We start from the raw sequence: 25,890 nt of genomic DNA, 5'->3' as shown, positions 1-25,890 counted from the left end.
AATTTTCAAACCATGAAAAAGAAACCGCTTTCATCTGAAGAAGAGTTAAACGTACCTGCTGAAAATATCGAAGTATCTGAAAAAACAGAAGAATCTACTGAAGATACGGATATATCAACAGAAGATCTGGATGTACTATCTGAAGATGCGTCTCTGTTGCCTGAAGAGTTGAATACTTTGCCTATTGATGCTGAGCTTGATCACGAGCAACAGCAAGCAGAAGCTTTACAAGAAGTTGAATCTGAAGAGGTCTTAATTAAACTTGATTCTCGTCGAGATGAACGATGTGTAGCATTTTATTTGTGTTACGCGGTTGATCGCTTTGATTATGCTATTTCACTTGAAAAAGCTGTAAGAGATTTTGACAATTGGTTTGAAATTGACATTGATGAACATCCATTTACCTTAGATCTTGCTCGTGGTGCTATTGACTGCAGAGATGAGCTTGATGAACAGGTTAAGCCATATCTTAAAAATTGGAGGCTTGAGCGACTAGGTTGCTGCACTCGATTAATTCTACGCCTTGCACTTTGGGAACTACGTCAGGACAATGCGATTCATTCAATTATCATTAACGAAGCGGTTGAGCTTGCAAAAACATTTGCAGAAAAAGATGCTTACAAATTTGTTAATGGTGTACTGGATGAATTTTTCAAACAAAAAATTGCTCACGCTGAAGCTAAAAAATGATGCATGGATGGGAGCGCGTGGAAAACATGATAAAAAAATCTTCATATGAATGGCTTTATAAGGTTGGAAACGATCAACAGCTTTTTTTTATTCTTGGACCCTGCGCCATTGAAGGAGAAAGCTTTACGTTTAAAGCTGCTGAGTTTCTTAAAAAACTTTCAGAAAAGCTTTCGTTTAAGCTCATCTTCAAAGGTTCTTTTGACAAAGCAAATCGTATTTCTTTAACGAGTAAGCGTGGTGTTGGTATTGATCAAGGTCTTAAAATTCTTGCACACGTGAAGCAAGAGTTTGATTTACCTGTTATTACCGATGTTCACGATATTTCACAAATGGCAGCAATAGCTGATGTTGTTGATATTATTCAAATTCCTGCATTTTTATGTCGACAAACAGATTTACTGCTTGCAGCCGGAAAAACAGGTCTTCCTATCCATTTGAAAAAGGGGCAGTTTTTAGCTCCTGAAAATATGGAGCCATTGATTGCAAAAATAGAATCAACGGGCAATCAGAATACCTGGCTTTGTGAGCGTGGATTTACCTTTGGTTACAACAATTTAATTGTTGATTCCCGTAATTATCCAATTATGAAAAGCACCGGTAAACCGGTGGTGTTGGATGCAACGCATGCGGTTCAACGACCTGGTGGACTTGGTGGTGCTTCTGGTGGAAATCGAGAGTTTGTGGCAACGCTTGCAGCCGCAGCGGTTGTGCAAGGGATAGCTGGAATTTTTATGGAAGTGCATGAAAATCCTGAGCAGGCTCATTCTGACGGACCCAATATGATTCGTCATGCTGATCTTGAAAAGCTTGTGAGTTATTTGATTGATTTGGATGCATGGGCAAAAAGCAATCCTGTTCCAGAAGCGCGATAAAAAAAGAAGTTTGATAAAAAGTTTCAAGAATGTAATTTCATAAAAAGAGCCTCGATTTGTTCGAGGCTCTTTTTATTTTTTGATTTCAATAAAGATCGCCATGTTCTTGAATAGTTTCTTTGAGCATAATTTTAGCTCGAGGTGGCTGATAAGGACTTGGTGGGTCATCTTGAAAGATAGTTGGCCTTGCCGGTCTTGTGACTGTGCTTGGACTGGTGATGATTATGCTTGATGGTAACGCTTTTTTTAAGCTCGTAATTTTTGTTTCTCCATCCAGGTGATATATAACTCTATTCTTTATGACGATCCCCTGACTAATTAATTGAATTTTGCTTGCATTACTTTCACCTTGTGGTGGCTGATTAATATTGAGCAGGATTAACATTTCTGGCTTACACTCACTACGGGCTTTTTTGATTGAGATATATTTCAGGGAAAGGGCATTAAGTTTTTTTTGCAAGCTGGTTTGGATTTTTTGAATATTGGAATCACGACTAAAACTAATAATAAATTTATACCTACAGTTATCGGTCTGAATTTTAATGTTATTTTCGTTTGTAGTAATATTTATTCCAGAGCATAGCAGCGATGTATAGATGATTGCTTGAAAGTATTCACGATTAAATTTGCGTAATGACCATGGAATTGCATGCAGAATACATTCGATATTTTTAACAACAAGAGGGACATTATTGTTGAGAAGCCCCTCTTGAATCTTATATAAATTTGGATGATAGAGGTTGATTTGTGAATAGGACTCATTACTAACGGCCTCAAGGTCTTCTCGAGGAGCATCTTTGTGTACATGGAATTGATTCCAATTCTTAAGGATACAGAGATTTGGGGCTCTATTATGGTTTCCAATTGATTTTATTGGCTGAGCAAAAGGGTATGCCCTGAGTGTTGTAGGGTCCTTTTTAAGCTCCAACGAGGCACATGAGAGATGAGTAAAATTGTCTTGAATTTTTGTATGATCTGATATTCCATGAAAAGAAATGCCAGCAAGCGTCATAGGTACATCATCTTGATGATTTTGTTTATAATAATCGTTTTCAAAAATCTGTTTAAGTGCATTAAGAACCGTATTCTTTTGTTTTTTTTCTTGAGCTTCTTTCTGATTGATCTTGAATTCAAAGAGATAAATATTGTTGGCTGTTCGAATATAGGTGTCAGCTTCTCCGCTTCCTGTTGGAATATCTGAGCAAACGGTGTAGTTTGTCAATCTTAAGAGTGTATGAATTAAGCTGTGATAAAATCCCTCGTTATGATTTGGATTTTGAAGTGTTTGAGGGATACATTTAATCAGGTCATCAAATGACCGAGTAATAGTAAAAATATTATTTTGATCAAGAGCATTTTTGAGTTGTGCAAGAAATTCTGGTACAGGCATAAGGGGTGGTAAGAGTTCTTCTGGCTCAACAGAGGTTGTCATCTGTTCATCTCCAGAATTTGATTCTGAGCTATCTTGGAAATCACCTAGAACTTTTCTTCGTTTTTCTTGTAATAAGCTCGAACTAGGTGATGGGTCATCACCTAGTTTCCGTTTTTCCCTTGATTCATTCATGCCTTGGCATACAAATGAACTTATAAGTGCAAAGAGTATTGCCAGATTTAAAGGATTATTGGTTCGTTTAAATAAGCTTAAAAAAAATCTGTTCATTGCTCTCCTAAGGCATTAATCTGTGCAAAATTGATAGAACTAAGTGCTTTTTTGAAACTATCAATTTTTTTATTTGCAGGTCAATGTAAATGGAAGCAAGTGATTGGGTGTTGAAAAGGGAGTGCCTGTTAAATTTAAGATACGTCAATTTTAGATTTAACAGGACATAAGTTTATAATTTAATTATTTAAAAACGATTGCTTTTGAAGATTGTAGGCCCGTTTTTTTCCAGCCCATGAGTTCAGCCTCCATATCGGCATCACTTTTTTGGAGAGCCTCTTTTTGAGCATCAGCGAAGGTTTTTGCTCGCTTTGTAGGAGTTTTTTGATTTTTAGGGTGGTCAAGGCAGTATTTTTTAAAATCATCGATTGATTTGTAGGTAATCAGTTCATGGGGGTCGATACAATTACCGTCTACGTCAATATAGCCAATACGATACGATATTCTCAGGGGAGGAGTTGTTTTTTCTGTAGAATCATCGCCTTTCCAATAAAATGACATTGCAATGCAAGTAATCGGCTTGTTTCTATGAGCAAATCCATTAGCATAACGTCGGTCATATATTTGCTTGAAGCCATGTATGCTTTTTTTATTGAGCTTGTACTCAAAAATATAATCCATTTCATCGGTGTACAAAACGGTGTCAGCAACACCTTCTCCTGAGGTATATTCAGAATTTGGAGAAAGGTCCAATCCCATTAAAATAATGTGAATGATTGACTGAAAGTATGCTTCTTTAGCAATACGAATTTTTGATGGGATGGCAAAAATAATCTTATTAATTGTGCTGATTAAAAGCTCAGGATTATGGTTTGCAATTGCTTCCTTCACAGCCAAAAAGTTTTCGTTAATTGCAGTGCTCAATTCTGGTGTCATGAGCTTGAGTATTTCTTTATCTTTTAAAATATTTCGAGCTTCCTTATTGGGGCAAGTAAGGTTGTAGCGTGGTGGTTTTAATGATAATTGTTGAGCAGCAATTATCCCAAGCTGGTGAAGAACAGGAATGACTCTTAGGTCTTGACCAAGTGATGTTTCAGGGTGTAGATCAAGGCTCATGCTATCTATTTCACATGGTTCATCTGAGGTTATTTTTGCTATCAAACGCTTTGATTCTGAATCTTTTTCAGCATCACTGAGTAAGCCATATAAACTGCTTTTTTCAAAAAAACTACTATATGAGCTCTGTGAAAGTGCTTTTAAAATTGATTTTGGATTGGCAACGTATTCGGTTTCGTCATCCTGAGTGGTAAAATCATAACCTCCATACCAAGTTTCTAATTTTTTAAGAACATCAATTGCAGTCATTTTACTTGATTGTGCAAACTCATTAACATACGGAGTAAAATTTTTTGCTAATTCTTTTTGAGAAAAACCGATGAGCTTTTTACTTCTTTCATCATGAGATAAATTGATGAGATTAAGTTGCGCTAAGAGATCTTTTTCCCAAAAGTTACACAATCCAGTAATAAATAAAAATTCAATTTTATCTTCTAGGCCATGGAGTGCGGAATAAAAATCTTTGAGTTGTTGGTAGATTGCTTTCTGATGTGAGCTCTTGACCATGATTGGGGTATCATAGTTGTCGATTAAAATAACAACTTTTCGCTTTTTTCTTCCATAGAGCTTATTAACAAGATTCCGCATTTTCAAGATTGGGGATTTACTTTTGCTTGTATTGCAGTTGAGTTCTTCAGTAATTGTATCGAGCGATTCTGCTAAGAATTCTTTAAATTCTTCTGCAGACGTCCGGTGAGGTATGGTTGAAAAATCTAGCGTTATAACAGATTTTGGTGACATCTCTTTCCAGCGTTTTCTTTTGGCAACATAAAGTCCTTCCAAGAGTGAGGCATCGTTTCCAAAATAAGCTTTAATCGTTGAAAGGAGTGTGGTTTTACCAAATCCCTGCGGACGTGTTAAAAAATAAAAATGTTGTTTTTCCCCTCGATACAGATTATGAATTGCTCGAGTTTTATCAACGTAGAAATACTTACCAAGAATAATTTTTTTAAAGTCGTTAATATTTATGGGTAATGGTTTAAGAGGAGCTTTTGAGATGAGTTCTGTACTTTTTTTAGTTAATTTTTTCTTTGTAGGTTGAGCATTGATGTTCACTGGATTTGAAAGCAGGAGTAAGCAAATAATCGTAGCAGTGTTGAAGTACTTCATGGGGAATTTTGCCTTGTGAGTAGGTGTAAAGTGAGTAAGTATATTTAGATTTGGACGCGTATTCTGTAGGGGCGCTGGGAAACTTTATTTTCTTTAACCAGTTGATTGCACTGGCTACTGCATGCATTAGCATAGCTTTCAACACAATTTTTACAGCCAATAAAATGTTTATTGCATAAAGCATTGCAACAATTGGTGTAGTCATCGCAAGGAGCATTGCATAAGTCGCAGGTGCCAACAATGTCATCATTAACCTTGACCGTTATTCTACGATCGAAGACATAATTTTTCCCTCTAAAGAATCCTTCAGGGAACTGTTCAACATAGCGGTGGATACCACCTAAAATTTGGAAAACTTTTTTTGCTACGCCTTTTTCTTGAAGGAGCGCAGAAGCTCGTTCGCAGCGAATGCCGCCCGTGCAGTACATGAGTACTTGTTTATCTTTGAATTGCTCAAGATTTTGCTCGATGTATTTTGGAAAATCTCTGAAGGTATTAACTTCAGGAGTTATTGCCCCTTCAAACTTGCCAACACGAGCTTCGAAGTAGTTTCTTCCATCAAGGATGACCAAGTCATCAGGCTTATTTTTAAGGAGTTCATGTGCTTGCGCAGGGGTCAGGTGCGTTGCACAGTCTTCGGCTTTTAATTGATCCGGGTTAATACCCAAGTTAACAATCTCAGACTTAACAACAACGCGCAAGCGGTCAAAATAGTTATGTTCTGCTGGAACAGGGGTCTGTTTGAAATCGATATTCCCAAATAAAGGGTGTTCATTCATAGTAGCAATGTAGGCGTCTGTGCTGGCTTCAGATCCAGCAACGGTGCCATTAATGCCTTCATGAGCCAGAATTATTCGGCCTTCAAGATTTAATTTTGAGCACAGTTCATGCTGCCAATCACGAATTTCTTGTGGATTGGCGATGTGAACATATTTGTAATACAGTAATATCTTTTTATTCATGAGCTTAATTCCCCTGCAAAGCGTTCTAAAGTGCCTATTTTAACATGTTTTTTTGCTCTGTCTAAGGGGGCCCGGTAATTGCCCCCTGCTTAGCTTCTATAGTTTTTTTATACGGTTTATGCTTTCGGCATCAAGAATCGATTGATCGGTGAATCGGACCTTAATGGAGTATTAAGGCGGTCAAATTTATCAACGAGCTTTCCCTTCTCAATCAAGTATGCTTGATCGAGTATACTCCGAACAAATTCCATATCGTGACTTGAAATAACAATTGCAAGTCCCTCTGCTGCAAGGCGTTGCAACAATAATACCAGTGATTGTGTATTGGTTGGATCAAGTGCTGATGTTGGTTCATCCAAAAGCAAGACTTGAGGTTCAAGACATAATGCCCGGGCAAGTGCGACGCGTTGCTGCTGGCCACCTGATAGTTGTGCTGGATAGCGATGAGCAAAACCCTCCATGTCGACCAATTTTAAATAATCATGAGCTTGTGTTCGAGCATGATCTTCAAGTATCCCATGTGTAACCATAAGTGGTTGCATGCAATTCTCTTCTACGGTTAGGTGAGGGAAGAGATTGTATTGCTGGAATACAATACCAACTTGTCCTGCGCGTTGTGCTGGGGTGAGTTGGGACAACTTTTTTCTATCGATGGTAATTGTCCCCTGGGCAGCTTTTTCAAGCCCTGCAATGCAGCGCAAGAGCGTTGTTTTTCCTGCACCACTTTTTCCGAGTAATAAAGTAATGCGTCCAGCGAAAAAGGTGACTGAGATATTATCAAGTATCAACGATTCTCTGCGTGAATAGCGCAGTGAAAGATTATGAGCGATGACCATAACGTAACCTCCGTTCTAGATATTTTCCGGTCCAGGAAACAATTGTTGTGATGAGCAAATAGAGCATTGCAAGTGCTGCATACACGGGCAGCGGATTCATGTGACGGGCAATAATATTGGCCCCGACTTTGGTCAACTCCAGCTCTCCGATTTGTGAAATAATTGATGTGCTTAAAATGAGTGAAATAAACTCATTAAAAAGTGCTGGAGTTGTATGGGTAAGCATTTGGGGAATGATTATCCAGCGGACGGTTTCATAGGTGCTATAGCCAAGCGCATTACTTGCCTCCCACTGCCCAATCGGGAGTGCATTAATGCCGGCCCGAACAATCTCTGCGACATAGCCGGTGGAGCAGTTGCCCAGAGCAAGTGCTCCGGCAGCGAAGGGGGACAGCTCGATACCGATAAGATCAGGCAAGACAAAGTAAATTACCAAAAGCTGCACAAAAAATGGGATTCCTCGTACGCAAAAAACGTAAAAGCCAAGTATGTGCGCCATCAAAGGAACTCTAAGTTTGTGCGAAAGCAGAATGCCAAAAATCATGCCGCATGAAAGTCCGATAGTGATAGAGCACAGTGAAAGCAGGATGGTTGAACAGAGCCCCTGGATGAGAAGAGGCCCTGACGTTTTGATAAAGAGAAATAGTCCGTTAATCATTGTTTTCCCCATTCATTTGCCAGGCTTTTTCTAAGCGGGCAATGGTGCCATTATTTTTGAGTGTTTGCATTGCTTGTTCAATTTGTTGAGTAAGCTCACTATTTGTCTTGTGCAGCGCAATGCCATGCCCATGAGATTCAAAGTCGCCAAGTGGGACATTGATAACGCGAAATTGAGGAAACTGCTTAACAAAGCTCTCAATCGCCTCATCAAAGAGCGCAGCATCAACCTTTTTGTACTGAAGCTCAAGGATAATATCTGCATAGGTATTGATCGCCTTGGTCTTTACAAAATCGAACTGCTGAGCAAATCCTTCTTGCAAGGTTCCGGGAAGAACGGCAATAGTGATGTTGTGTCCACGTAGGTCCTCCATGGAGCCAATATTGGCAGGTGCTTGATTCCAAAAAACGAGTGGGAAGGTTTTAACCCCATGACCCTGATAATGAACAAGGTTAAAGCGTTCTCGGCGCTGCGTGGTGATGGAGAGGCCACACATGAGTACGTCGATTTTTTTGCGATCAAGGGCGATAAAAAGCTCAGCCATTCCCAGATCGATAATTCGTATGGGGCGGTCCAATACTTTGCCTATTTCACGGGCAACATCAACATCAAATCCTTCGTATTCACCGTGCTCATTGACCGCCATAAATGGTGCATCGGCAGGGAGCATGCCAAAGGTGATGGTCTTTTTTATTTGAGTATAAGATGTTGAGGGATTGCGACATGACGATAAAAACAATATAAAAAATATGCAGCCAAAGAGGCTGTACAGGCGAACAGAATTCATGATTTATTCCTAACATTAAAAAAAATATTACGCATCAAGAAATACGGTGCTTATGGATACTGCACGCTGTGCAATAACGAGTTATAACGTACACCATGGTCCATTAAGCCCGAGTTCATATGTAAAAAAATAAAAAATAAGCAAAGTAGTCTTGTATGAAAATAAAAACTTCATCAAGTAATAAAAGGAGACAGGCTACTTTTTAAATAAAAAATTAGCTCTGTTTAGAAAATCGTTTTGATTTAAGAAGAGATTCGACTTTTGGATAGGTCTTGGCGTCGCGGCCATTGAAATGGATTGATCCTGGTATCACAAGTGATTGGCAAATGGATGTCATGGTTATTTGCTGAACCATGGTTTTTCCTTTCTTATCAGCTCTGTTTTCTTGAGTGCTGATTATTAATTCGACTTATTAAATTAAAATACAAATTTAACATACTCTATTTTCTACCAAAGATAAATTGCGTGTGTAATTCCCCCCCCCCCCCCCATTTGTGTTTTTCCTAAAAAATTATTAAAATTAACAGATAGATAATTAATTATTGTTGCCTACCGCCAATTAGGGGTCTCCTCAATTGAGTGTACGATGTGGAATATGGAGGTTTCTCGTGAATAAAAGTATCAAATTATTAGGACTGGTTTTTGGAACGTTGGCAGTTTTGCCCGGTTCAATAATGTATGCAATGAACCCTGAGTATGCAAAGCAGCTTGCCGAGCGTAGAAAAAGATTGATGCAGGGTGATGCGCAGCGACAAGTTGTGCAACAACAAGCTGCAGATGAGCAAGAACGAGAAATTCAAAATCAACTCGAGTTTATTGCTGCAATTGAAAACGAAATCAAAGCATTCACGCGTGGTCTTGGCGATGTGCAAAGTTATGAAGCAATTTTTACGCTTCTGGGCAATATCATTACCGAGCTTGAAAAGAAAATTAATGGTCATTCAATCATTGGTTTGCGTGCATCAATTCATGCTGCAGTTGTGCAAGCAGTAGAAGCACTTCGTGCTCACATGCTTACCATTGTGCAGGCTGTTCAAAACAGTGACCCTCTTTCGAGTGAAATTCTTGTTCTTGAAAATGCATCGTACTTGCAACAATTTGAAATGCAATTGCAGCGAATTGCCGCATTGCTTAATTACCAGCATGAAGGCTCATTTCTTGCCATTGATATGGTCACAGAACTTGACGAAGAATTTGCTCAAAATTTACAGATAAACGAATTCCACAATAATAATTTTGCTATTAATAACAATAATAATGATGTTATTAGCGATGATGATTTTGCGATGCAAGTGCAAAACGATAAAAAGCGTAAGCTGGAAGTTGTTGGTGCGCATTCAGGTTATAATATTACGAAAAAACAAAAAAATGATAGCGAAGAAGCTATTCAAAATGACAATAACAATATTATTGGCCTCAATGAGCCACAACCAGAACCAATAGTCATTAATTATAGAGAAAATCCAGATTTAACCTTTGCAGAAGAGTGGATGAAAGGCGCCACTCATATTTCTGGGATTAATCATTTATCAAAGATATACGATCAATACTTGGGCATGTGGGGCAATATATCGAGTGACATTGCTCAAGCTATAGGAGAAACTTTATATAAAGAAAACAAGTTGCGATATGCCAAAGGACGATGTCGAAGGAGATATGGAAAATTTGCCAGAAAGCCTCTTCATGATGCTATAAGATATGGTTTTTTTGAAATAGCAAACCTATTGATTCATGCTGGAGTAGATCCAAATTTGGTTGATCAAGATTTTGAATTACCACTTAATATTGCTATAAGATCTTGTTTAAATAAAAAGAATAGGCGCTTTTCAATTGAGCTAGTCAAAACATTAATAAATACAGGAGCAAGTATCAATCCAAAACGTCAGAATGGTAACTACGAACTCTGTTCACCTCTGAGAGAGGCTGTAAAGAATGAGGATATCGAAATAATTAACCTATTGATTGATTCAGGTGCAATTATTAATTTAGAAGTTGCCAGTGACTCTTTAGGCGTTGACCCTGAACTTATACCGCTTCATATTGCTGTAAAATCAGAAAACAGAGAAGTTGCTAAGATCCTGCTCGAAAAAGGAGCTCGTGTAAACAAACGAGATGTGTATGGGGAAACAGCTCTTCATATTGCCGCGAAGAATAATGACGTACGTATGGTCGAGCTTTTGCTTAAAAACGGTGCTAAGCCTAACAAGGTAAATCGAAGCGATTCTACAGCTCTTCATATTGCCGCACAATCTGGTTTTTTTGAGCTGTATCATTTTCTCATTGAACGTGGCGCGAATGATTCTTTGCTCGATCTAGAAAATAAAACGGCAAATGACTATTTGCTGGCTCGCTGGGTTGGTGGCTATAGCTTTATCTTCATGAAAGCTCGAAGAGCACGAAGAAGCAGATGAAAAAATAAGTAACTATTATCTATGAATGAGTGGGGCCTGCAGGAATGTGGGCCCTTTTCTTGTGTACATGGGGACAATTACTTTTATGTGAGCTGCTTTGAGGCGTGTCTTGGGAAGTAGGTTATGCTAGACTGGTAGAGTGTGCGTTGAAAGGCCTGTAATTCCAAGGATTAAAGCGGTGAAAAAGCTATCGTTAAATATTCAAGCATTGTAGTTCGAACCAAAGATCGAATCTATGTGTTTGAATTCAAATTTAATAGGACCCCGGAAGAAGCAATGAGGCAGATTCTCAAGATACGGTATTACGAAAAGTATCAACATGAGGGTAAATCTATTCTTCTTATTGGCCTTTCTTTTAACTACAAAAACAAGAAGCTTTCTGTCAAATATATCACTCAAGCAATGACTTAATATTGCTACTTAAGCTCTGTCGAAGAGATTTATTTACAGCTCATCGTGAATATGGCAGTGATGACTTTGTAAGGCTTCCCATACCTGAAGAAGCGAATTTTTGAGTGTTTCACTGTCTGGCACGTTTTCCCATGCATCAGCGAACTTTTCCTGTGCACTAGCAAGAAATAGGTTAAGTGTTGAGGTGTTAACAGATGATTCAAGATAATGAGCACAAGCATGTATATCAAAAATGCCATCATTATTAAAAGTACAAGGGTCAATAGGTGAGTAATTAAAAAGGCTTTCATCACTCATAATGAGCGTATGATACATTGTTGCTAAGGCAAAAAGAGTGAGCGTTGAAAATGCAACAGTCTTTTTATGATTACCAGCCCAGTGTGCAGTTTCCTTACCCAAATTACCCAACAGGCGTCTAAATTTTTTTCCATAACTAAGTGTTGGAATTTCTTCTTCTTTTTCTTCATCATAAACAGCCGTGAGTGGTGATGTTGGTGAACTCAAAAAGATGATGAATAGGATCGTTAGAAGTGTCTTCATGAAAAACCTTTTCTTTTTTTAATGGCTTTGTTATTTCGGTGCGCTACGATTGTAAAAAATAGTTTCAATCAAATCATACAATTTTTGAAAAAAAGAATGAACATGATAGGCTTTGTTTGCTGTTTGATAGAAAAAAGGAGAAAGAAAGATGAAGCAATTATTAATCGCCATGATTGTTGGCGCAGGAACGTTAATGAGTGGGTGCAATTCAACAAAAGTTGCATCTGAACAAAAAAACCCATCGGGTCAAAAAAATCAAGGAATATTTATGAAAAAACAAGTATTTGAAGCGTTGACCTATCCGTATTCTTTACCAGATTTGCCCTATGAATATGATGCACTTGAGCCGCATTTTGATGAAAAAACTATGAATATTCATCACACCAAGCATCATCAGGCTTACGTGAATAATCTCAATGCTGCTCTGGAAAAACATCCACATTTGCAGAAGAAAACTCTCGTAGAGCTCCTTGCAGACCTAAATGCTATTCCAGCTGATATTCGTGATGCGGTGCGTAACCATGGTGGTGGCCATTTTAACCATACTCGCTTTTGGGAATGGCTTTCACCTCAAGGTGGTGGTTTGCCACAAGCAACATTACTTGAAGCGATTGAGCTCAACTTCGGTTCATTTGAAAGTTTTAAGGAGCTTTTTAATAAAGCTGCGTTGAGTCGTTTTGGTAGTGGCTGGGCATGGCTGTGCATGAATAAAGATAAAAAGTTGGTAGTTACCTCTTCGTTAAATCAAGATAGTCCTTTATCTGAAGGGTTGATCCCGGTTCTTGGGCTTGATGTGTGGGAGCATGCTTATTATTTGCTTTATCAAAATCGTCGCCCTGACTATATTTCAGCATGGTGGAATATTATTAATTGGGATGTTGCACTAGACTATTACTTGAAAGCGCTTGAAGCGTAAGCCATTGATTTTTGGGGGGACTTCTTAGGATCGCGCTCTTATTCATGTTGAAAAACTTCTATTGAGGCTCTTTTGAGCCTCTTTTTTTTGTTTTAAAACAATTGCTTATTTGGAAATATAACTGTTAGAATCATTATAAGAATTATATTTTATTGAGATTTTATATTTTCAAATAAGTGATCCATGGGAAAAGAGGTAGGATATGAAATTTTTTAGTCAATTATCAAAGATGCTTATGCTTTTGGCTGCGTTGTTTGTGATATTTGAAGCTCCACTCAATGCTCGAGGTCGAGGTGGTGGCGGTGGTCGAGGTGGTGGAGGTAGAAGAAGTGGCGGCGGGGGAGGCCGGCGGTCTTCTGGTGTTCGAAGGTCAGGAGGATCTCGTTCACGGTCTGGCGGGCGTCGAAGTGGTGGCAGACGAAGCGGCAGGCATCGTAGGCATGGTAGGCATGGCAGGCATGGTAGACATGGTAGACACGGTCGTGGATATCGTAGATCACACCATTTTCGTAGATGGGGTGGATGCTTTTGGTATGCAGGACTTGGCTACTGGTTATGGCCAGCATGGGGTTGCCATTGGTATCCAGGATTAGGTTGCTGGTTTTTCCCTTGGACGGTTGGACTAGGCTTATGGCCATCATGGTGGTTCCCAGGTTTTGGATTTTCGCTTTATCTGGCAAATGACTATCCAGGATGTGTTGTCGTTCGAGATGCTCAAGCGTCTGATTTCTATTGCGCTGTTTATTATCAAGATGAAGATGCTGGCAGGTTGATTCGTTATATTGACCCACGTATTATTGCTGATGATCAAGTTAAAGTGCACGTCCCTGTTCGCGCAGATAAGCGCAAGCGTGTTTTAGTTATTTCAAAAAAAGAGAATGAGCTTATCAATCAGCTCCCTACTGACCCGGGCAATCGCGAAGACCTTCGCTACATAATTTTAAAAGATTCCGGTGATAGTGATGAAGAAAATGATGCTGTCATGCGCTTTGAAAGTTTAAGTGATGAAGATCAAGGGTACGTTAAAAAAACGGATGCAGCCATTCAGAAAAAGGCCAAGAAAAAAGGTTCTTCCAAAGGTTCTAAGAATTATAAAGATACATTGCGAGAGGTCAGTTTAGATATGAATAAAGTTGATCCTAATCAAAGTCAGGATGATGAGTAAAAATTGGAAATAACTTACTGTAAGAAAGGAGACGTGTAATGAAAATAATGAATAGATTGTCAAAGGTCTTTATGCTGCTTGCAGCAGTTCTCATGATGCTTGGTGATATGTCGGTTTATGCCGCAGCTAGAAATACAAATAAAGGAAGTCGTACGTCAGCCGGTTCTTCAGGTCGATCACGTGCATCAAATAGAGTAAGCCGATCATCGAATAGATCTTCAAATCGATCATCGAGTAGACTATCGAGTAGATCATCAAAGCCTAGATCTGCCAGCAGAGCAGCGCGTAGCAGATCTGTAACAAGGGCTCGTTCATCATCAGGTTCAGGAGCAAAAAATAGAAGTCGTTCTTCATCTCGTTCACGTTCGTCGTCTAAAAGTGGATCGCGTTCTGCTTCACGTGCACGAGCTCGCTCTGGTTCAAAAAATAAAAATCGCTCAAAAGGCAAAGCTCGCTCAAAAGGCAAAGCTCGCTCAAGAAGCAAAGCTCGCTCAAGAAGTAAGAGTCGCTCAAGAAGCAAAAGTCGCTCAAGAAGCAAAAGTCGCTCAAAGGGCAAGGGTCGTTCAAAGGGCAAGGGTCGCTCGAGAGGTAAATCTGCTGGCAGAAGAGCTGGTAGAAGAGCTGGTGGTCGCCGTCCAGTATCGCGTACAAATCAATCGAGTGCTGCTCGCGCAACAAGTGTTCAAAATTCTTTAGCATCATCGAGCGTATCGCCAGGCGTAGGAACAGCAAGTTCAGTTGCAGCAGGCGTTGCTCTTGCGGGTGATGCTCGGGTTGGTCTTGCCACTACTGCGCTTGGAACTCCTATTGGTGTTTCACTCGGTATAGGTACAGGCTATTTTTCAGGCGGAGGCTATTTTGGCCGAGGCTGTGGAACAGGTTGGGCGTTTAGAGGTGGATATTGGGGTGGCTTAGGTTGTAGCTGGTTCCCAGGTATTGGGTTTTTTGGCTTATCAAGTTGGGGTTGTTATTATAATCCATTCTTGAGTGCTGCTTTATTTCCTTGGAGCGCAGCGTTAATAGCAACAGGCTTATGGCCAGCATGGGTATTCCCAGGATTTGGATATACGATTTATGCGGCAGCTAGTTATCCAGGATGTATCCTGAGTGTAGAGCCAGAATATGTTTCAAGTACGTGGTGTGGTGTTTATTATCGCGATCCTGAAACGGGAATGCTTATTCGTTACATTAGACCGAGTGTTATTGCGTCAGAGAAAGTGAAAATAAATGTTCCAGTTCGTGCAGATGGGTATGAGCGTATTGTTGTTATTTCAAGAAGCAGCGATGCTCTTGTTGGAGAGCTTCCAGAAGAACCTGAAGATGCAGCTGGATTGAAATATATCGCTTTGAATGATCCAAAGGGTGTAAAGCCTGCGGATGCTCCAGAAGCAGCTGAGTTTGAAGATTTAACCCCTGAAGAGCTTGATATCATAGCGCGGACAAATGCAAAAATTCATGAAACAGCAGGTAAGGATAAGCTCAAAAAATTAGATGAATTAAAGGGTATTGATCTTGGAAAAGCTGACCTTCAAAAACAAGGTAAATAGTCGTTATTAGATGTAATAAACTACAGAGGGCTAAGGGACTATACAGTTTCTTAGCTCTCTGAAATTTTAAAAAAAGGTACAAGCAATGATTAAACTTCTCACAAAAAAAATGTTTTTGAGTAGTGGATTATTGTTTGTATTGATCAGTAGTTTATGGCTTGATGCTTATGGTTATCAACCAAGGCAAAAAAGTATTACAAAACTTAGTGAATGGACTAATAGCTGTTTTAAACAATTAAAAGAGTATCAAACAAGAATAAATCCTGAGCAGCGAGGAGCGGATATTCCGCGAACTTTTTTAAAGTTTAGAGAGTTTAAACGCATTACGCGAGCATTCATTCGGCGTATGAGCAAGAGCTCTTTTGCAGATGATTCTCAGTGGCTGTCTGAGAGCACTCTGAAAAAAGAACTTTTTAATGCGAACGCAGTCTTTGACTACAGTGAACCAATTCATCCATTCGTACAAAAACTTATCGTTCCATCAGGAAGTAAGGTTTGCTTTATAGGAGACTTGCATGGAAGTATTCATTCGCTTTTACGCAATTTGTGGAGGCTTGTGACTTTAGGCTATTTGGATGAGAATTTTGTGATTAAAAAACCAGAATTCTATATGATTTTTAATGGCGATTTTGTCGATCGAGGGCGTTATGGGGTTGAGGTTTTGTATACACTTATGCGATTAAAGCTTGCAAATTGGGATAAAATCCATCTTTTACGTGGAAATCATGAAGATAAAGATTTAAATGAGCGTGATGGTTTTTTGTCTGAACTTGAAGCAAAATTTGAGATCGGTGATATTAAAAAAGTGTACAAGGAATCGTTGCTTGCGAATGCAAAAAAAGTGGATGTAAGTACTTACGATAAGATTATTTCTTTTGATGTCGAGAAACAGCAGTATGCTCGTTTGGTTGAAGAGTTTGAGCGCCTAAAACCTGAGATAAAGCATTTCGCTGTACTTGGTGAGCAGGGTAAAAGAATAAATGAACTATTTAGAAAGGCCAGTGTAAACAAAATAAAGGCATTAAAAAGTTTGAAAGAAAAAGAAAAGTCTTCAGTTGTAGAGGAATTTAATGCACAGCTTATGCGTAAGATGCACAATCCTTATGACTTTGTTTGGCGTTTTTTTGAAATGCTTCCTTTTGCACTGTTCTTAGGTTCTGGAGAAGGTGAAGGTCTTGCATTTGTACAGTGTTGTCACGGTGGTGTTGAGCCAGGTTATGACCCTAAGCCATTTATAGCATCAGATAAGTCGTTTGATTTAATATCATTAACAATTTCTCAAAATGAAACGGAAGAGCTTCCTTATTACGAAGATGAAAAGCCCAATAACTATGCAGGGTTTAATTGGAGTGACTTTGCGCAGAGTTACTCGAACAATAAAGAGATTGAAGATAGAGTGCGCCAAGATGTACTCGATCATCTTCAAGGAAAAGGTCTATCAATTCAGCAAATAGATTTTAATAGTTTTATGAAAAAGGGCTTTGAAATGCTTAAGGGCAACATTGTGTGGAATGTCTCGCGTGGTGGTGGCTATATAGCTGACATAGTTTCTACATTTCGTTATCTAGAAAAAAATAAATTACGAGCATTTTTTCGAGGACACCAAGACCAGCTTTTTGGGTTAAAAATGTTTTTCAAGGATGATTTTGTCTATCAAATAGCTTGGGATACTGATTTATCATTTCAGCGGGAACGCAATTACTCCTGTGGCCCATACAATTGGCGACGAGTTACTTCAGCTGATGATCAAGTAAATCCAAATGGGTTTCAGATAGCAAAATATGTTCCCGTATTTACTTTTACTTCGGCAACCGAAGGACAAGTTGTTCCCTATGATTGCTTTGGCATTTTGACGACTGGTCCAACGTATGATGACTGGCTTTTAAAGCCGTATGAAATAAATCTTGAGCCTGTTGGCAGGGAGCTTCAACGCCAAGAGAAATATGTTGCATTGGATGTAGCTCAGCCAGAGTCTAGTGACCAGGTTACTATTAAATTTGTTGACGATCCTGAGCAGGCTGGAGTAGTACAGGGGCTCTCTGAATTGTCAGTTGTACCGATAGTAACGAAGGTTGAGTAATACAATCTCTGGGTTTAAAGACATAAGCTTGGTGATGTGTGTCTAAACCTGGGTCACCTCAAGAATTCTCTTGAGCTGAAGTAGTAAGGTTCTTTCGTTTCATAAAAATGCATTGTTCCATCAATCAAAAAATTAAAATTTTCAAAATTTCCAATTCTGAGCTGACTAAGAACTTTGGGGATGCATAGAAGCCAGCGTCCAATGGTGGGGTGGTGTAGGTCTGAGTGTGACGGTGTTTTGCCCTTTGAGTCAGAATTGTAAAGTCTTACTTTAATATTTACTCGATTTTTGTGGTCTGGATAGGTTTTTTCAAATATCCCGAGCACCGGTTGAACCAAATCGCCATCTGAATAAAACAAAATCATGTTTTTTATAATTTCCATATGAGGCCAAAATTTGGCCATATTCACCGGCGTGCCCAAGAGGTATGAAAACTGGATCGATGGGATTGCGTTGCTTCGGGTCAAAAATTTTGAGCCCCAGAGCTTAAGCTCTGAGGTTGCTTGAGCCAGCAGGCTCTGAAAGGTTATAGATTGTGATAGATCGTTCAAATTACCGGTGTCATGCCGGACCTTGATCCGGCATCCAGTGAATTGGTTGGATCCCGGCTCGGAGGCCGGGATGACATCTTTCTCATAAGTTGCATGTTCATGATAAGGTACGTGATCTTTTGTTTGAGAGCCAGTCTTGGTGGTTGCGAGCAATTCGAAGCTTGGTGTTGTGATTAAAATTGGAATCTCAATGATGATTGGGTTGACCTCTTGCTTGAATTCTGGCTTTTCTTCTTGGGCCAGCTTGTATAAAAGCTGACTTGCTATGTTGATGACATTACCCCCGTGGCTGTGCCCAACCAAAAAGATCTCTTCGCTTGGTGGGTAGCTCATAATCAGCTGGGCAAGCATTTTGCCGCCCTTAATAATCTCTTGATCGGTCGGGATGCCCGACCAACAAAACGAAATGACCTTTTGTCCAAGCTGATGCGCTTGATTTTCAAGTTCTTTGAAAAAATCTCCGTCTGGTTGTGGCCAGGAGGTTGTTGTTGCAAAGGAGCCGTGAATGATGATAACCACTGTTCGAGCTGTGAAGTGAGGTACGCATAAAAAAATAATAACCCATAAGAGAATGTCTTGTCTCATGCCACCCTCAGGCTTTTGCTTTTGAATGATTAAGGCTTAAAGTCGGCAATGCGCTTTTCAAATTCTGTGAGCAAGCGATCAACGTAATCGATAAGAATTTTTTCTTCAGCTAAGCGTGGTACATCGGTACTCCAAAGTTTAGGTACTTTTGAGAGAAGTAATGAATTGAGTTTTAGAAGCCAGCTTGGTTGAATACTCAGGTACGTTGTGAGTATCGCGTGCCACTGCACGATTTTTTTGCTGCTTATCCCGTACTCATGGGCCTCAGGATCAATTGTTGAAAAAAGCATTAGAGCATCCAGCGCTTTATTGCTTGTATTATTGAAAAGAACGGCATCTTCAATAAGTTTTAAAAATAAACCTCGATTATGGTGAGGAGACTTACTGAGTTCTGAAAGTGTTTCATAGATCCTCCATTGTTCAATAAGCTGTTCGCGGACTTCATCAACCCAGACATGAAATTTTTTGCCCGCTTCAAAAGGAGAAACTGTAGTGCTTATGGTTTGTAGGGTAACATCTTTGTCATGAGTTTTTTCACGAGCAATACATCCGAGATAGCGAATATCAGGAAAAGAGGTTCCACGAAGAAATGAATTTTTTTGTTCTGGGGTATATTTTGTGCCATGGAGCGCAAGAAACTTTGATGCTAAGCACAGGTGCATGAGGGGAGCGGCTGCAAAGCTGAGCTGAGCTGAACAACTGATCATGGCTAGAAGTATAAAAAATCGTTTTCCAATAATCATAAAACTCCATCTGTTTCTTACATAAAAAAAGGGGAGCTTTTGAGGGCTCCCCTTAACTAATCATAGCTGATAGCTATGAATTTATGCAAGTTCTGGAAAAAAGAACGCAACTTCTTGCGCAGCTGTTTCCGGTGCATCAGAACCATGTGTAGCATTTTCTCCGACATTTGCACCGAATGTACGGCGCATTGTGCCTACAGCTGCTTTCACAGGATCTGTTGCTCCCATGAGATCGCGCCATGCCATGATTGCATTTTCTTTACGTAATGCCATCACAATAACAGGACCTGAAATCATGAAAGAAACGAGCTCTCCAAAAAATGGACGCTCTTTGTGTACCGCATAGAAGTGTTCTGCTTGTTCGCGTGAGATATTCATTTTTCTCATGCCAACAATCTCAAAACCTTCTTGTTCGATGCGATCAATTATTTTACCAGCAAAGTGAGCTTTAACAGCATCAGGCTTGATAATTGCAAATGTTGTTTCCATCATCGCGTTTATTCCTCGTCGTTTTGCTGTTTATTTTTTGCAGCATGCTCCTCAAGAGCTTGTTGCAAGGCACTCTTCATTGCAGGAGCTTCGGTTCTTGTTGGACGCGCAGCTTCTCGATCTCGTTTGTCGTTAGATCTTTCACGAGGCTGACGTGAAGCTTCTTTAGCTTGACGTTGTTCAGATACTTCAGCTGAAGACTGATACTGAGCCTGATTTTGCTGTGGCTGGTTTTGACTCTCTGTTGGTCGTTCAGCACGTGCGGGTTTCAAGCTCAAGCCAAGCTTACGCTCTTCTGGGTTAACCTTGATAACACGGAACTTTTCAGTTTGACCAACTTTAAGAATGTCTTCAACTTTAGCAATTTCTTTATCAGCAAGTTCAGAGATGTGAACAAGTCCTTCAATGCCCGTTGGAAGTTTAACAAAAGCACCAAAGTTGGTGATTTTTGAAACAATACCTTCAACAGTTTCGCCAACTGAGTATTCAGCAGCAACATTGGTCCAAGGATCTTTATCAAGTTGCTTAATTCCCAAAGAAACCTTGCGGTTGTCTGGATCGATAGCAAGGATGATAGCATCAACAGTATCGCCTTTTTTATAGCGATCACTTGGGTGTGTTACATGGTCAGTCCATGAGATGTCGGAGATATGGACCAAGCCATCGACGCCTTCAAGGAGTTGAACAAATAGACCAAAGTCGGTGATGTTGCTGATTTTGCCTTGAATTTTGTCGCCAACTTTGAATTTGGAAGCAACCATTCTCCAAGGATCTTCTCTCAACTGCTTAACGCTGAGTGACATGCGGCGGTTCTCTTTATCAAGAGCCACAACAAGCGCTTCAATAACGTCATTCAGGTTGAAGTACTTAGCAAGGTTGTTGATACGTTCGGTCCATGAAATTTCGGAAATATGAACCAAGCCTTCAACGCCTTTTTCAACTTCAACAAACAAGCCGTAGTCGGTAATGCTTGAAATGCGACCTTTAACTTTGTCACCAACTGGGTACTTCTGATCAACATGTTCCCATGGATTTGGTGTCAATTGCTTCATGCCAAGAGAGATTTTTTCATGCTTTTTATCGAATGAAATTACCTTGACGGTGATGGTGTCACCAATGCGAACAAGTTCGCTTGGGTGAGCAATTCTGCCCCATGACATATCGGTGATATGAAGCAAGCCATCAATTCCGCCAACGTCAACGAAGACGCCATAGCTGGTGATGTTTTTAACAACACCTTGGAGAACTTGATTTTCACTGATGGTATCAAGTGCTTTCTTCTTATCTTCGAAGCGTTGTTCTTCAAGATATTTACGACGAGAAATAATGATATTTCCGCGTTTTTTATTTACTTTCAAGATCTTACAAACAACTTCTTGGCCAACGAATTGGTCGAAGTCGGTAACTCTTTGTGTATCAACTTGTGAGCCTGGCAAGAATGCTGGGATACCAACATCTACGTTCAAGCCACCCTTTACCTTGTGGGTAACGATACCGCGAACGGGTTCATCTTTAGCAGCCAATTCAGCAATTTTATCCCAAGCTTTGAGTGCTTTTGCTTTTTGGTAGGAAAGAATAACTTGACCGTTTTCATCTTCAAGTCTATCAAGTAACACTTCGATTTCTGCATTTTGAGCTAAATTTTTAAGCTCATAGTCAGAAAATTCATAGTTTGGAATCAAGCCATCTGATTTATAGTGGATGTTTACCAAAACGCCATTGCTATCTTTAGCAACAACAAATCCGGTAATGACTTTTCCAAGCTGGAATTTGTCGGATATGTCCAGGAATAGAGCTGAAAGTTGATCGCGTTTTGCTTCTTGTTGCTCAAGAAGGTCGCTCATGAAATCCATGTCTGGCATTTCAGCGAGTCTAATCATGCCTTTTTCTTTAAGCATTCAGAGTTACCTCATGCTTGTCGATTAAACAGAGAACCTGTTTGGAGGTCGACAGAGCCGGTTACAGGGTTAAACTAACATCGCTTTCAATTTAACGTTAAATTGAAAACATACAACTTGGCTAAAATTGCCATTTGTATAAGTAGTATAGCAAAAAAAAAAAGAAGGGCAACCTTGCTTTTATTCAAGAATTATCCCCTTAGGTCAAGCTTTTATCGTTTATTAAGACAGATTTTCAAGTACTCCTGCTTGCAGGGTAAACTCGTACCGAAAGTTTGTTTTTCTTCTTCTTAGATCTATTTTTTTAGGTTTGAGTTGTTTGAGCTGAGTGAGTCTGACATTTTTTAATTGTTTTACTGAGCCTAGAGCTTTATTAAAGGCAATGATTTGATCGGCATCACACGAAAGTCCTTTAAGTGTAAGAATAAAATTTTGACCCAGGTATATTTGTTTTTTCTGCTTGGTAAGATTTCTTTTGGTTAGGTTTTTTTTACTATTCTTGTTTTTGTTTTTTCCAAGTTCAAGTGTTGTCAGTATAATATTATCAGGAATATGCTGAATAATTGCCCGAAGAAGTGGAGATGCTTCTATATTTGTGCGTGAAAAGTCTTGTAACTTGGTAATATTGACTTGCGCTTCATGCATGCTTTTTTTGACGGGTTCTATTTTGTAATCAGCTTGACTGAGGTTTTTAATTTCCTCATGCAATTGCAATAAGTGCGTATTGCCAGTGTGTAGTGATGCCAGTGGTCCTTTTATCTTTTCTATGCAGTACAAAGCTGTGCTTGCAAGTAAGAGCATAATGCCCAGTGCGCACCAAGCAAGGGGTGGTTTATTTTGTGCTTGGAAGGGCTGCAGGAGATTGTGAATATTTTTAAGTGGATCATTCTTGCTTATTGGTGTTGTTGAGTTTGGATTGAGTGAGGTAGGAATAACTTGAGTAACAGCTAACCCTGTTTTTGCAGCACATAGAGCAGCTTGCAGTGTGATGCAGTGTGGTGGAGTTTTGTGGATGCTGTTTAAGATTGGCAGTGCAATAATCGCATTGCACTTATTTGGGACATGATTGATGCCCTCTATAAACTTTAGAATCGACGTGAAAAGAGTGGTTGGGTTAAAAATAATACCATTGATAACATCTAGCTTATTGAGAGGTAGAGTCTCAATATTTTTAAAGTGATATTTGCCCCTTGTATGCTTGATTATTGCAAGGGTAAGAGTGGCGTCTGTGACCTCTATATATATAGAAGGCTTTTTGAATAAAATCATAACACCCTTACTTTCCTAATTTTTTCTTCTTTTTTGTTTATAAAAAATCCTCTTAAATGGAGAACTTTTGCAGCAAATGAGAAGGGAGTGCTTTAACTTTTTCAGCGAGTGAGTTGCGGTCTAGTAATCCTTCTTTTGCTCCAATATGATTGATCACCGAAGCGCTATTAACAATGCCGCTCCGTAGGGCATTATCAATTGATGCTCCCATCATTAAATGGGCGATAAAACATGAGCCGAATGAATCGCCCGCGCCAACAGGGCTAATTGCATCAGTTTTTATGCTGGGATGAAAAAATCCACCATCTTTGGTTGCTGCGTATACGCCATTGCTTCCATTGGTGATGACAACAACTTTAGGACCCATTTTTAAGACTGCAGAAAAAAACTTAGTAATACTGAAGTAGATGTCTTCGTAGGGGATAGGGCTTTCAAGGAGGTACGGTTGTTCATTGTCGATGTTGCAGGGGCCCTGGAGCTGGCATTCTTCAAGTGCTTTTTTAAATTGTGTATCAAGGCCAACAAGCGCGAACATAAATGTTTTTGCTTCGCTGCTATTCATAATGAGCGTATCAATTGATGAGAGGCATGATTTTAAGAGTGAAGTTCCCCGAATCAGTTGACTTGATCCTGGATTAATAGCTATGGACAATCCAAGCTTTTTTGCTTGAGAAAGAATTCTTGGAAGCTGTTCCGAGGCTTGTTGAGTCAGTGATGTAATGTAAAGCTGTTTATAATTTTTTAATAATTCAGGAGTAAGTGCGCTTAAATCAAGCAGTTGATTGGCTCCTCGATAAACAAAGACGGTGCGATCAGACTTGAATGTGTTAATGATATAAGAAACGGCAGATTGTTCTTGGGTGGTTGTTTGTATAAGTGAGGTGTTAATGCCGGTTGCCTCTAAGTCTTTTATAATTGCTTGTCCGCTGTGATCGTTTCCTACGATTGAAAGACAGCTTACATCAAGTCCGAGCTTTTTGAATGATGCGGCTGAATTGGTTGCTCCGCCACCTGTTCTATAAAAGATCTTATCAATTTCAACTTTTTCACCTGATTCAAAAAGCATATAGTTGAGCGTGAGATTTTTTTTGGTGAGAGTGAGGCACCCTGCGCCTGGATAGTGCAAAAAAATATCTTGTGTTGCTCCGCCAATCGTTAAAACGTTCACGCACATACTCCTTGTGAGGTATCGAAATTATTGAACCTTATTTTTGAGCAGTGATTACAACCGGTGTAATCGATCTGTTCTGTAAACATTGTACGCCTTTTCCTGACCGCGCAAATTGTGGATAGTTAGATGGATTATATTCGCGTATAAGCCATTGACGATTTTGCCAGATTTTAATCAAAAAGTCTTTTGCAGGGAAGCGTCCAGGGCTATGTCCAAAATCAACTGCTAATTGTCGAGCTGCTTCTGTATTGCTACGTCCCATCTGATCTAATACCCAAATGGCGGCGGCTTCTCCTGTGCGGTCTGCGCCAGATTTGCAGTGAATCAATATTGGTCGAGGTGCATTGTCATATATATAGAGGAGTTCTAAAAGTTGACTTTTAGGGGTCATGACTTTTGCATCCATGTGGATATCATAGTGATTTACATTTTTTTTGCGAGAGACTGCTATTTCTTCTTGCCACCAGGTTGGGCGAGATTCTACGCCGCGGAGGTTTATAATTGTTTTAATGCCGAATTTATCAATGTAATGAGCAAAGCGTTGACCAGATAGCTGACGACAGCGATAGAGATGTCCTTCTTGAACTGGGAAAAAGTTGTCTTCTGGAAAGATATGGTTGTGGGCTAGTACATAAAATTCATCAAGCGCAGCTTGGAGCCCATTTTTTCTAAATTGAGTTAAGCATCCTTTAAGAAGGTGATAAAGGACTTTTTCAGTATCAGAAGTAACATTTATAGCTGTATTGGTTGTAGTAGGTGCTGTTTTCATTTGATTAGGAGGTTGAGTATGCGTATTTTCCCGGGCTGGCAGCTTTTGTATTGATAAGATAATGATTGTTATTACTACTCTGCATAGATACTTCATAAGATCTCCCTATGGGTTGAGGTACGATATTACAGGGAGCTTAGCTTGTGGAATATATCAAAATCAAGCTTATTCAAGAATTTAAAATAAGATCCTTAAATGAGAAAACCCTTTTAAATAGGGCATAAATCAATAGTCCAAAAAAGATGTTAAAAAAAGATTAAAAAAGATGAAACTTTTTCTTTACATTGGGTGAGGATGGTTTATAATACTCTTCGTTGACATATACGAAAGTTGCTTGCCCAAAAGGTTGATCAGCAAGGGTTTGTCGAAGAAGTACATCTTCTTTCAAGGCCCTGTAACGTGATATCTAAAAAGCTTTAAAAAACAGAAAAAAATAAATGAAAATTTTTCTTGTAATTTTAAAAATAAGTAAGTATACTTCTTAAACAGTCGCGAATTAAGCGATTGATGACAAATACGAAATGAAGAAGATAAAAAATTATCGTCTTTGAAATGTGCAGAGGTAACGATAAAAAGTTACCTGAGTTAAGAGGATCTCTGTTAAATTTTGATATGGAGAGTTTGATTCTGGCTCAGAATGAACGCTGGCGGCGTGCTTAACACATGCAAGTCGAACGCGAAAGTCCTTCGGGATGAGTAAAGTGGCGAACGGGT

At 39.4% G+C, this 25,890-nt stretch carries 23 protein-coding genes and 1 rRNA gene; 9 read left to right on the top strand and 15 right to left on the bottom strand.

Annotation, left to right across the window (positions count from 1 at the left end):
* Positions 1-12: 12 nt before the first annotated feature.
* Together nusB and kdsA are read left to right on the top strand one after the other, a co-directional pair.
* Positions 13-690 carry a transcription antitermination factor NusB gene (gene nusB, locus JST56_04270; GenBank protein ID MBS1988181.1) on the top strand — a complete coding sequence of 226 codons (678 nt, stop codon included), beginning with the start codon at positions 13-15 and terminating at the stop codon, positions 688-690.
* A gap of 26 nt (positions 691-716) precedes the next feature.
* Positions 717-1,562, top strand: a complete 846-nt coding sequence (kdsA, locus tag JST56_04265; GenBank protein ID MBS1988180.1) for a 3-deoxy-8-phosphooctulonate synthase — start codon at positions 717-719, stop codon at positions 1,560-1,562.
* Positions 1,563-1,647: 85 nt separating this feature from the next.
* Here kdsA and JST56_04260 read toward each other — a convergent pair whose 3' ends face one another.
* The 7 genes from JST56_04260 to JST56_04230 all read right to left on the bottom strand — a co-directional run bounded on the left by JST56_04260 (position 1,648) and on the right by JST56_04230 (position 8,986).
* On the bottom strand, positions 1,648-3,222 hold the full coding sequence (locus JST56_04260; GenBank protein ID MBS1988179.1) for a PD-(D/E)XK nuclease domain-containing protein: 1,575 nt from the start codon (positions 3,220-3,222) through the stop codon (positions 1,648-1,650).
* 183 nt (positions 3,223-3,405) lie between these two features.
* Positions 3,406-5,388: an AAA family ATPase gene (locus tag JST56_04255; GenBank protein ID MBS1988178.1), complete on the bottom strand. Its 1,983-nt coding sequence runs from the start codon at positions 5,386-5,388 to the stop codon at positions 3,406-3,408.
* Positions 5,389-5,432: 44 nt separating this feature from the next.
* Complete coding sequence (locus JST56_04250; protein ID MBS1988177.1) at positions 5,433-6,350, bottom strand: rhodanese-related sulfurtransferase; 918 nt, start codon at positions 6,348-6,350, stop codon at positions 5,433-5,435.
* A 116-nt stretch (positions 6,351-6,466) separates the two neighbouring features.
* Positions 6,467-7,186 (bottom strand): amino acid ABC transporter ATP-binding protein, encoded by a 720-nt coding sequence (locus JST56_04245; GenBank protein ID MBS1988176.1) that lies wholly within the window; start codon positions 7,184-7,186, stop codon positions 6,467-6,469.
* On the bottom strand, positions 7,170-7,844 hold the full coding sequence (locus JST56_04240) for an amino acid ABC transporter permease (GenBank protein MBS1988175.1): 675 nt from the start codon (positions 7,842-7,844) through the stop codon (positions 7,170-7,172). The genes JST56_04245 and JST56_04240 overlap by 17 nt, the downstream gene beginning before the upstream one ends.
* Positions 7,837-8,631, bottom strand: a complete 795-nt coding sequence (locus JST56_04235) for an amino acid ABC transporter substrate-binding protein (GenBank protein ID MBS1988174.1) — start codon at positions 8,629-8,631, stop codon at positions 7,837-7,839. Before JST56_04235 ends, JST56_04240 begins: the two co-directional genes overlap by 8 nt.
* 214 nt (positions 8,632-8,845) lie before the next feature.
* Positions 8,846-8,986 carry a hypothetical protein gene (locus JST56_04230; protein ID MBS1988173.1) on the bottom strand — a complete coding sequence of 47 codons (141 nt, stop codon included), beginning with the start codon at positions 8,984-8,986 and terminating at the stop codon, positions 8,846-8,848.
* Between the two features lie 253 nt (positions 8,987-9,239).
* Between JST56_04230 and JST56_04225 the strand changes: the two genes are divergently transcribed.
* Both JST56_04225 and JST56_04220 read left to right on the top strand, forming a co-directional pair.
* A complete protein-coding gene (locus JST56_04225) occupies positions 9,240-11,042 on the top strand; it encodes an ankyrin repeat domain-containing protein (protein ID MBS1988172.1) in 1,803 nt (600 codons plus the stop codon).
* Between the two features lie 237 nt (positions 11,043-11,279).
* On the top strand, positions 11,280-11,453 hold the full coding sequence (locus JST56_04220; GenBank protein ID MBS1988171.1) for a PD-(D/E)XK nuclease domain-containing protein: 174 nt from the start codon (positions 11,280-11,282) through the stop codon (positions 11,451-11,453).
* 33 nt (positions 11,454-11,486) lie between these two features.
* Here JST56_04220 and JST56_04215 read toward each other — a convergent pair whose 3' ends face one another.
* Positions 11,487-11,993, bottom strand: coding sequence for a hypothetical protein (locus JST56_04215; GenBank protein MBS1988170.1), 507 nt, complete (start codon positions 11,991-11,993; stop codon positions 11,487-11,489).
* Positions 11,994-12,186: 193 nt separating this feature from the next.
* Here JST56_04215 and JST56_04210 point away from each other — a divergent pair, with 193 nt between their 5' ends.
* From JST56_04210 to JST56_04195, 4 genes are all read left to right on the top strand, one after another.
* Positions 12,187-12,909, top strand: a complete 723-nt coding sequence (locus JST56_04210) for a superoxide dismutase (GenBank protein MBS1988169.1) — start codon at positions 12,187-12,189, stop codon at positions 12,907-12,909.
* Between the two features lie 202 nt (positions 12,910-13,111).
* The gene (locus tag JST56_04205; GenBank protein ID MBS1988168.1) at positions 13,112-14,074 is read left to right on the top strand and encodes a hypothetical protein; all 963 of its coding nucleotides are present in this window, start codon (positions 13,112-13,114) and stop codon (positions 14,072-14,074) included.
* 38 nt (positions 14,075-14,112) lie between these two features.
* Positions 14,113-15,621 (top strand): hypothetical protein, encoded by a 1,509-nt coding sequence (locus JST56_04200; GenBank protein ID MBS1988167.1) that lies wholly within the window; start codon positions 14,113-14,115, stop codon positions 15,619-15,621.
* A 346-nt stretch (positions 15,622-15,967) separates the two neighbouring features.
* Positions 15,968-17,701, top strand: coding sequence for a serine/threonine protein phosphatase (locus tag JST56_04195; GenBank protein MBS1988166.1), 1,734 nt, complete (start codon positions 15,968-15,970; stop codon positions 17,699-17,701).
* Between the two features lie 53 nt (positions 17,702-17,754).
* On the opposite strand, the gene JST56_04190 is transcribed toward JST56_04195, so the two are convergent.
* The 7 genes from JST56_04190 to JST56_04160 form a co-directional block, all read right to left on the bottom strand.
* Positions 17,755-18,837 carry a hypothetical protein gene (locus tag JST56_04190; protein ID MBS1988165.1) on the bottom strand — a complete coding sequence of 361 codons (1,083 nt, stop codon included), beginning with the start codon at positions 18,835-18,837 and terminating at the stop codon, positions 17,755-17,757.
* Positions 18,838-18,866: 29 nt separating this feature from the next.
* On the bottom strand, positions 18,867-19,580 hold the full coding sequence (locus tag JST56_04185; protein ID MBS1988164.1) for a hypothetical protein: 714 nt from the start codon (positions 19,578-19,580) through the stop codon (positions 18,867-18,869).
* Between the two features lie 81 nt (positions 19,581-19,661).
* Positions 19,662-20,069 carry a nucleoside-diphosphate kinase gene (gene ndk, locus JST56_04180; GenBank protein MBS1988163.1) on the bottom strand — a complete coding sequence of 136 codons (408 nt, stop codon included), beginning with the start codon at positions 20,067-20,069 and terminating at the stop codon, positions 19,662-19,664.
* Positions 20,070-20,077: 8 nt separating this feature from the next.
* A complete protein-coding gene (locus JST56_04175) occupies positions 20,078-21,967 on the bottom strand; it encodes a 30S ribosomal protein S1 (GenBank protein MBS1988162.1) in 1,890 nt (629 codons plus the stop codon).
* A gap of 222 nt (positions 21,968-22,189) precedes the next feature.
* Positions 22,190-23,236, bottom strand: coding sequence for a hypothetical protein (locus JST56_04170; protein ID MBS1988161.1), 1,047 nt, complete (start codon positions 23,234-23,236; stop codon positions 22,190-22,192).
* Positions 23,237-23,288: 52 nt separating this feature from the next.
* Positions 23,289-24,404: a carbohydrate kinase family protein gene (locus tag JST56_04165; protein MBS1988160.1), complete on the bottom strand. Its 1,116-nt coding sequence runs from the start codon at positions 24,402-24,404 to the stop codon at positions 23,289-23,291.
* A gap of 37 nt (positions 24,405-24,441) precedes the next feature.
* Positions 24,442-25,272 carry a tyrosine-protein phosphatase gene (locus JST56_04160; GenBank protein MBS1988159.1) on the bottom strand — a complete coding sequence of 277 codons (831 nt, stop codon included), beginning with the start codon at positions 25,270-25,272 and terminating at the stop codon, positions 24,442-24,444.
* 513 nt (positions 25,273-25,785) lie between these two features.
* Here JST56_04160 and JST56_04155 point away from each other — a divergent pair.
* Positions 25,786-25,890, top strand: a 16S ribosomal RNA gene (locus JST56_04155); the annotation flags it as partial.

This window comes from Candidatus Dependentiae bacterium (assembly GCA_018266175.1).
Taxonomy (GTDB): domain Bacteria; phylum Babelota; class Babeliae; order Babelales; family RVW-14; genus JAFEAY01.
The sequence above is the reverse complement of the archived record's forward strand: the minus strand, read 5'-3'. Positions and strand labels throughout refer to the sequence as shown.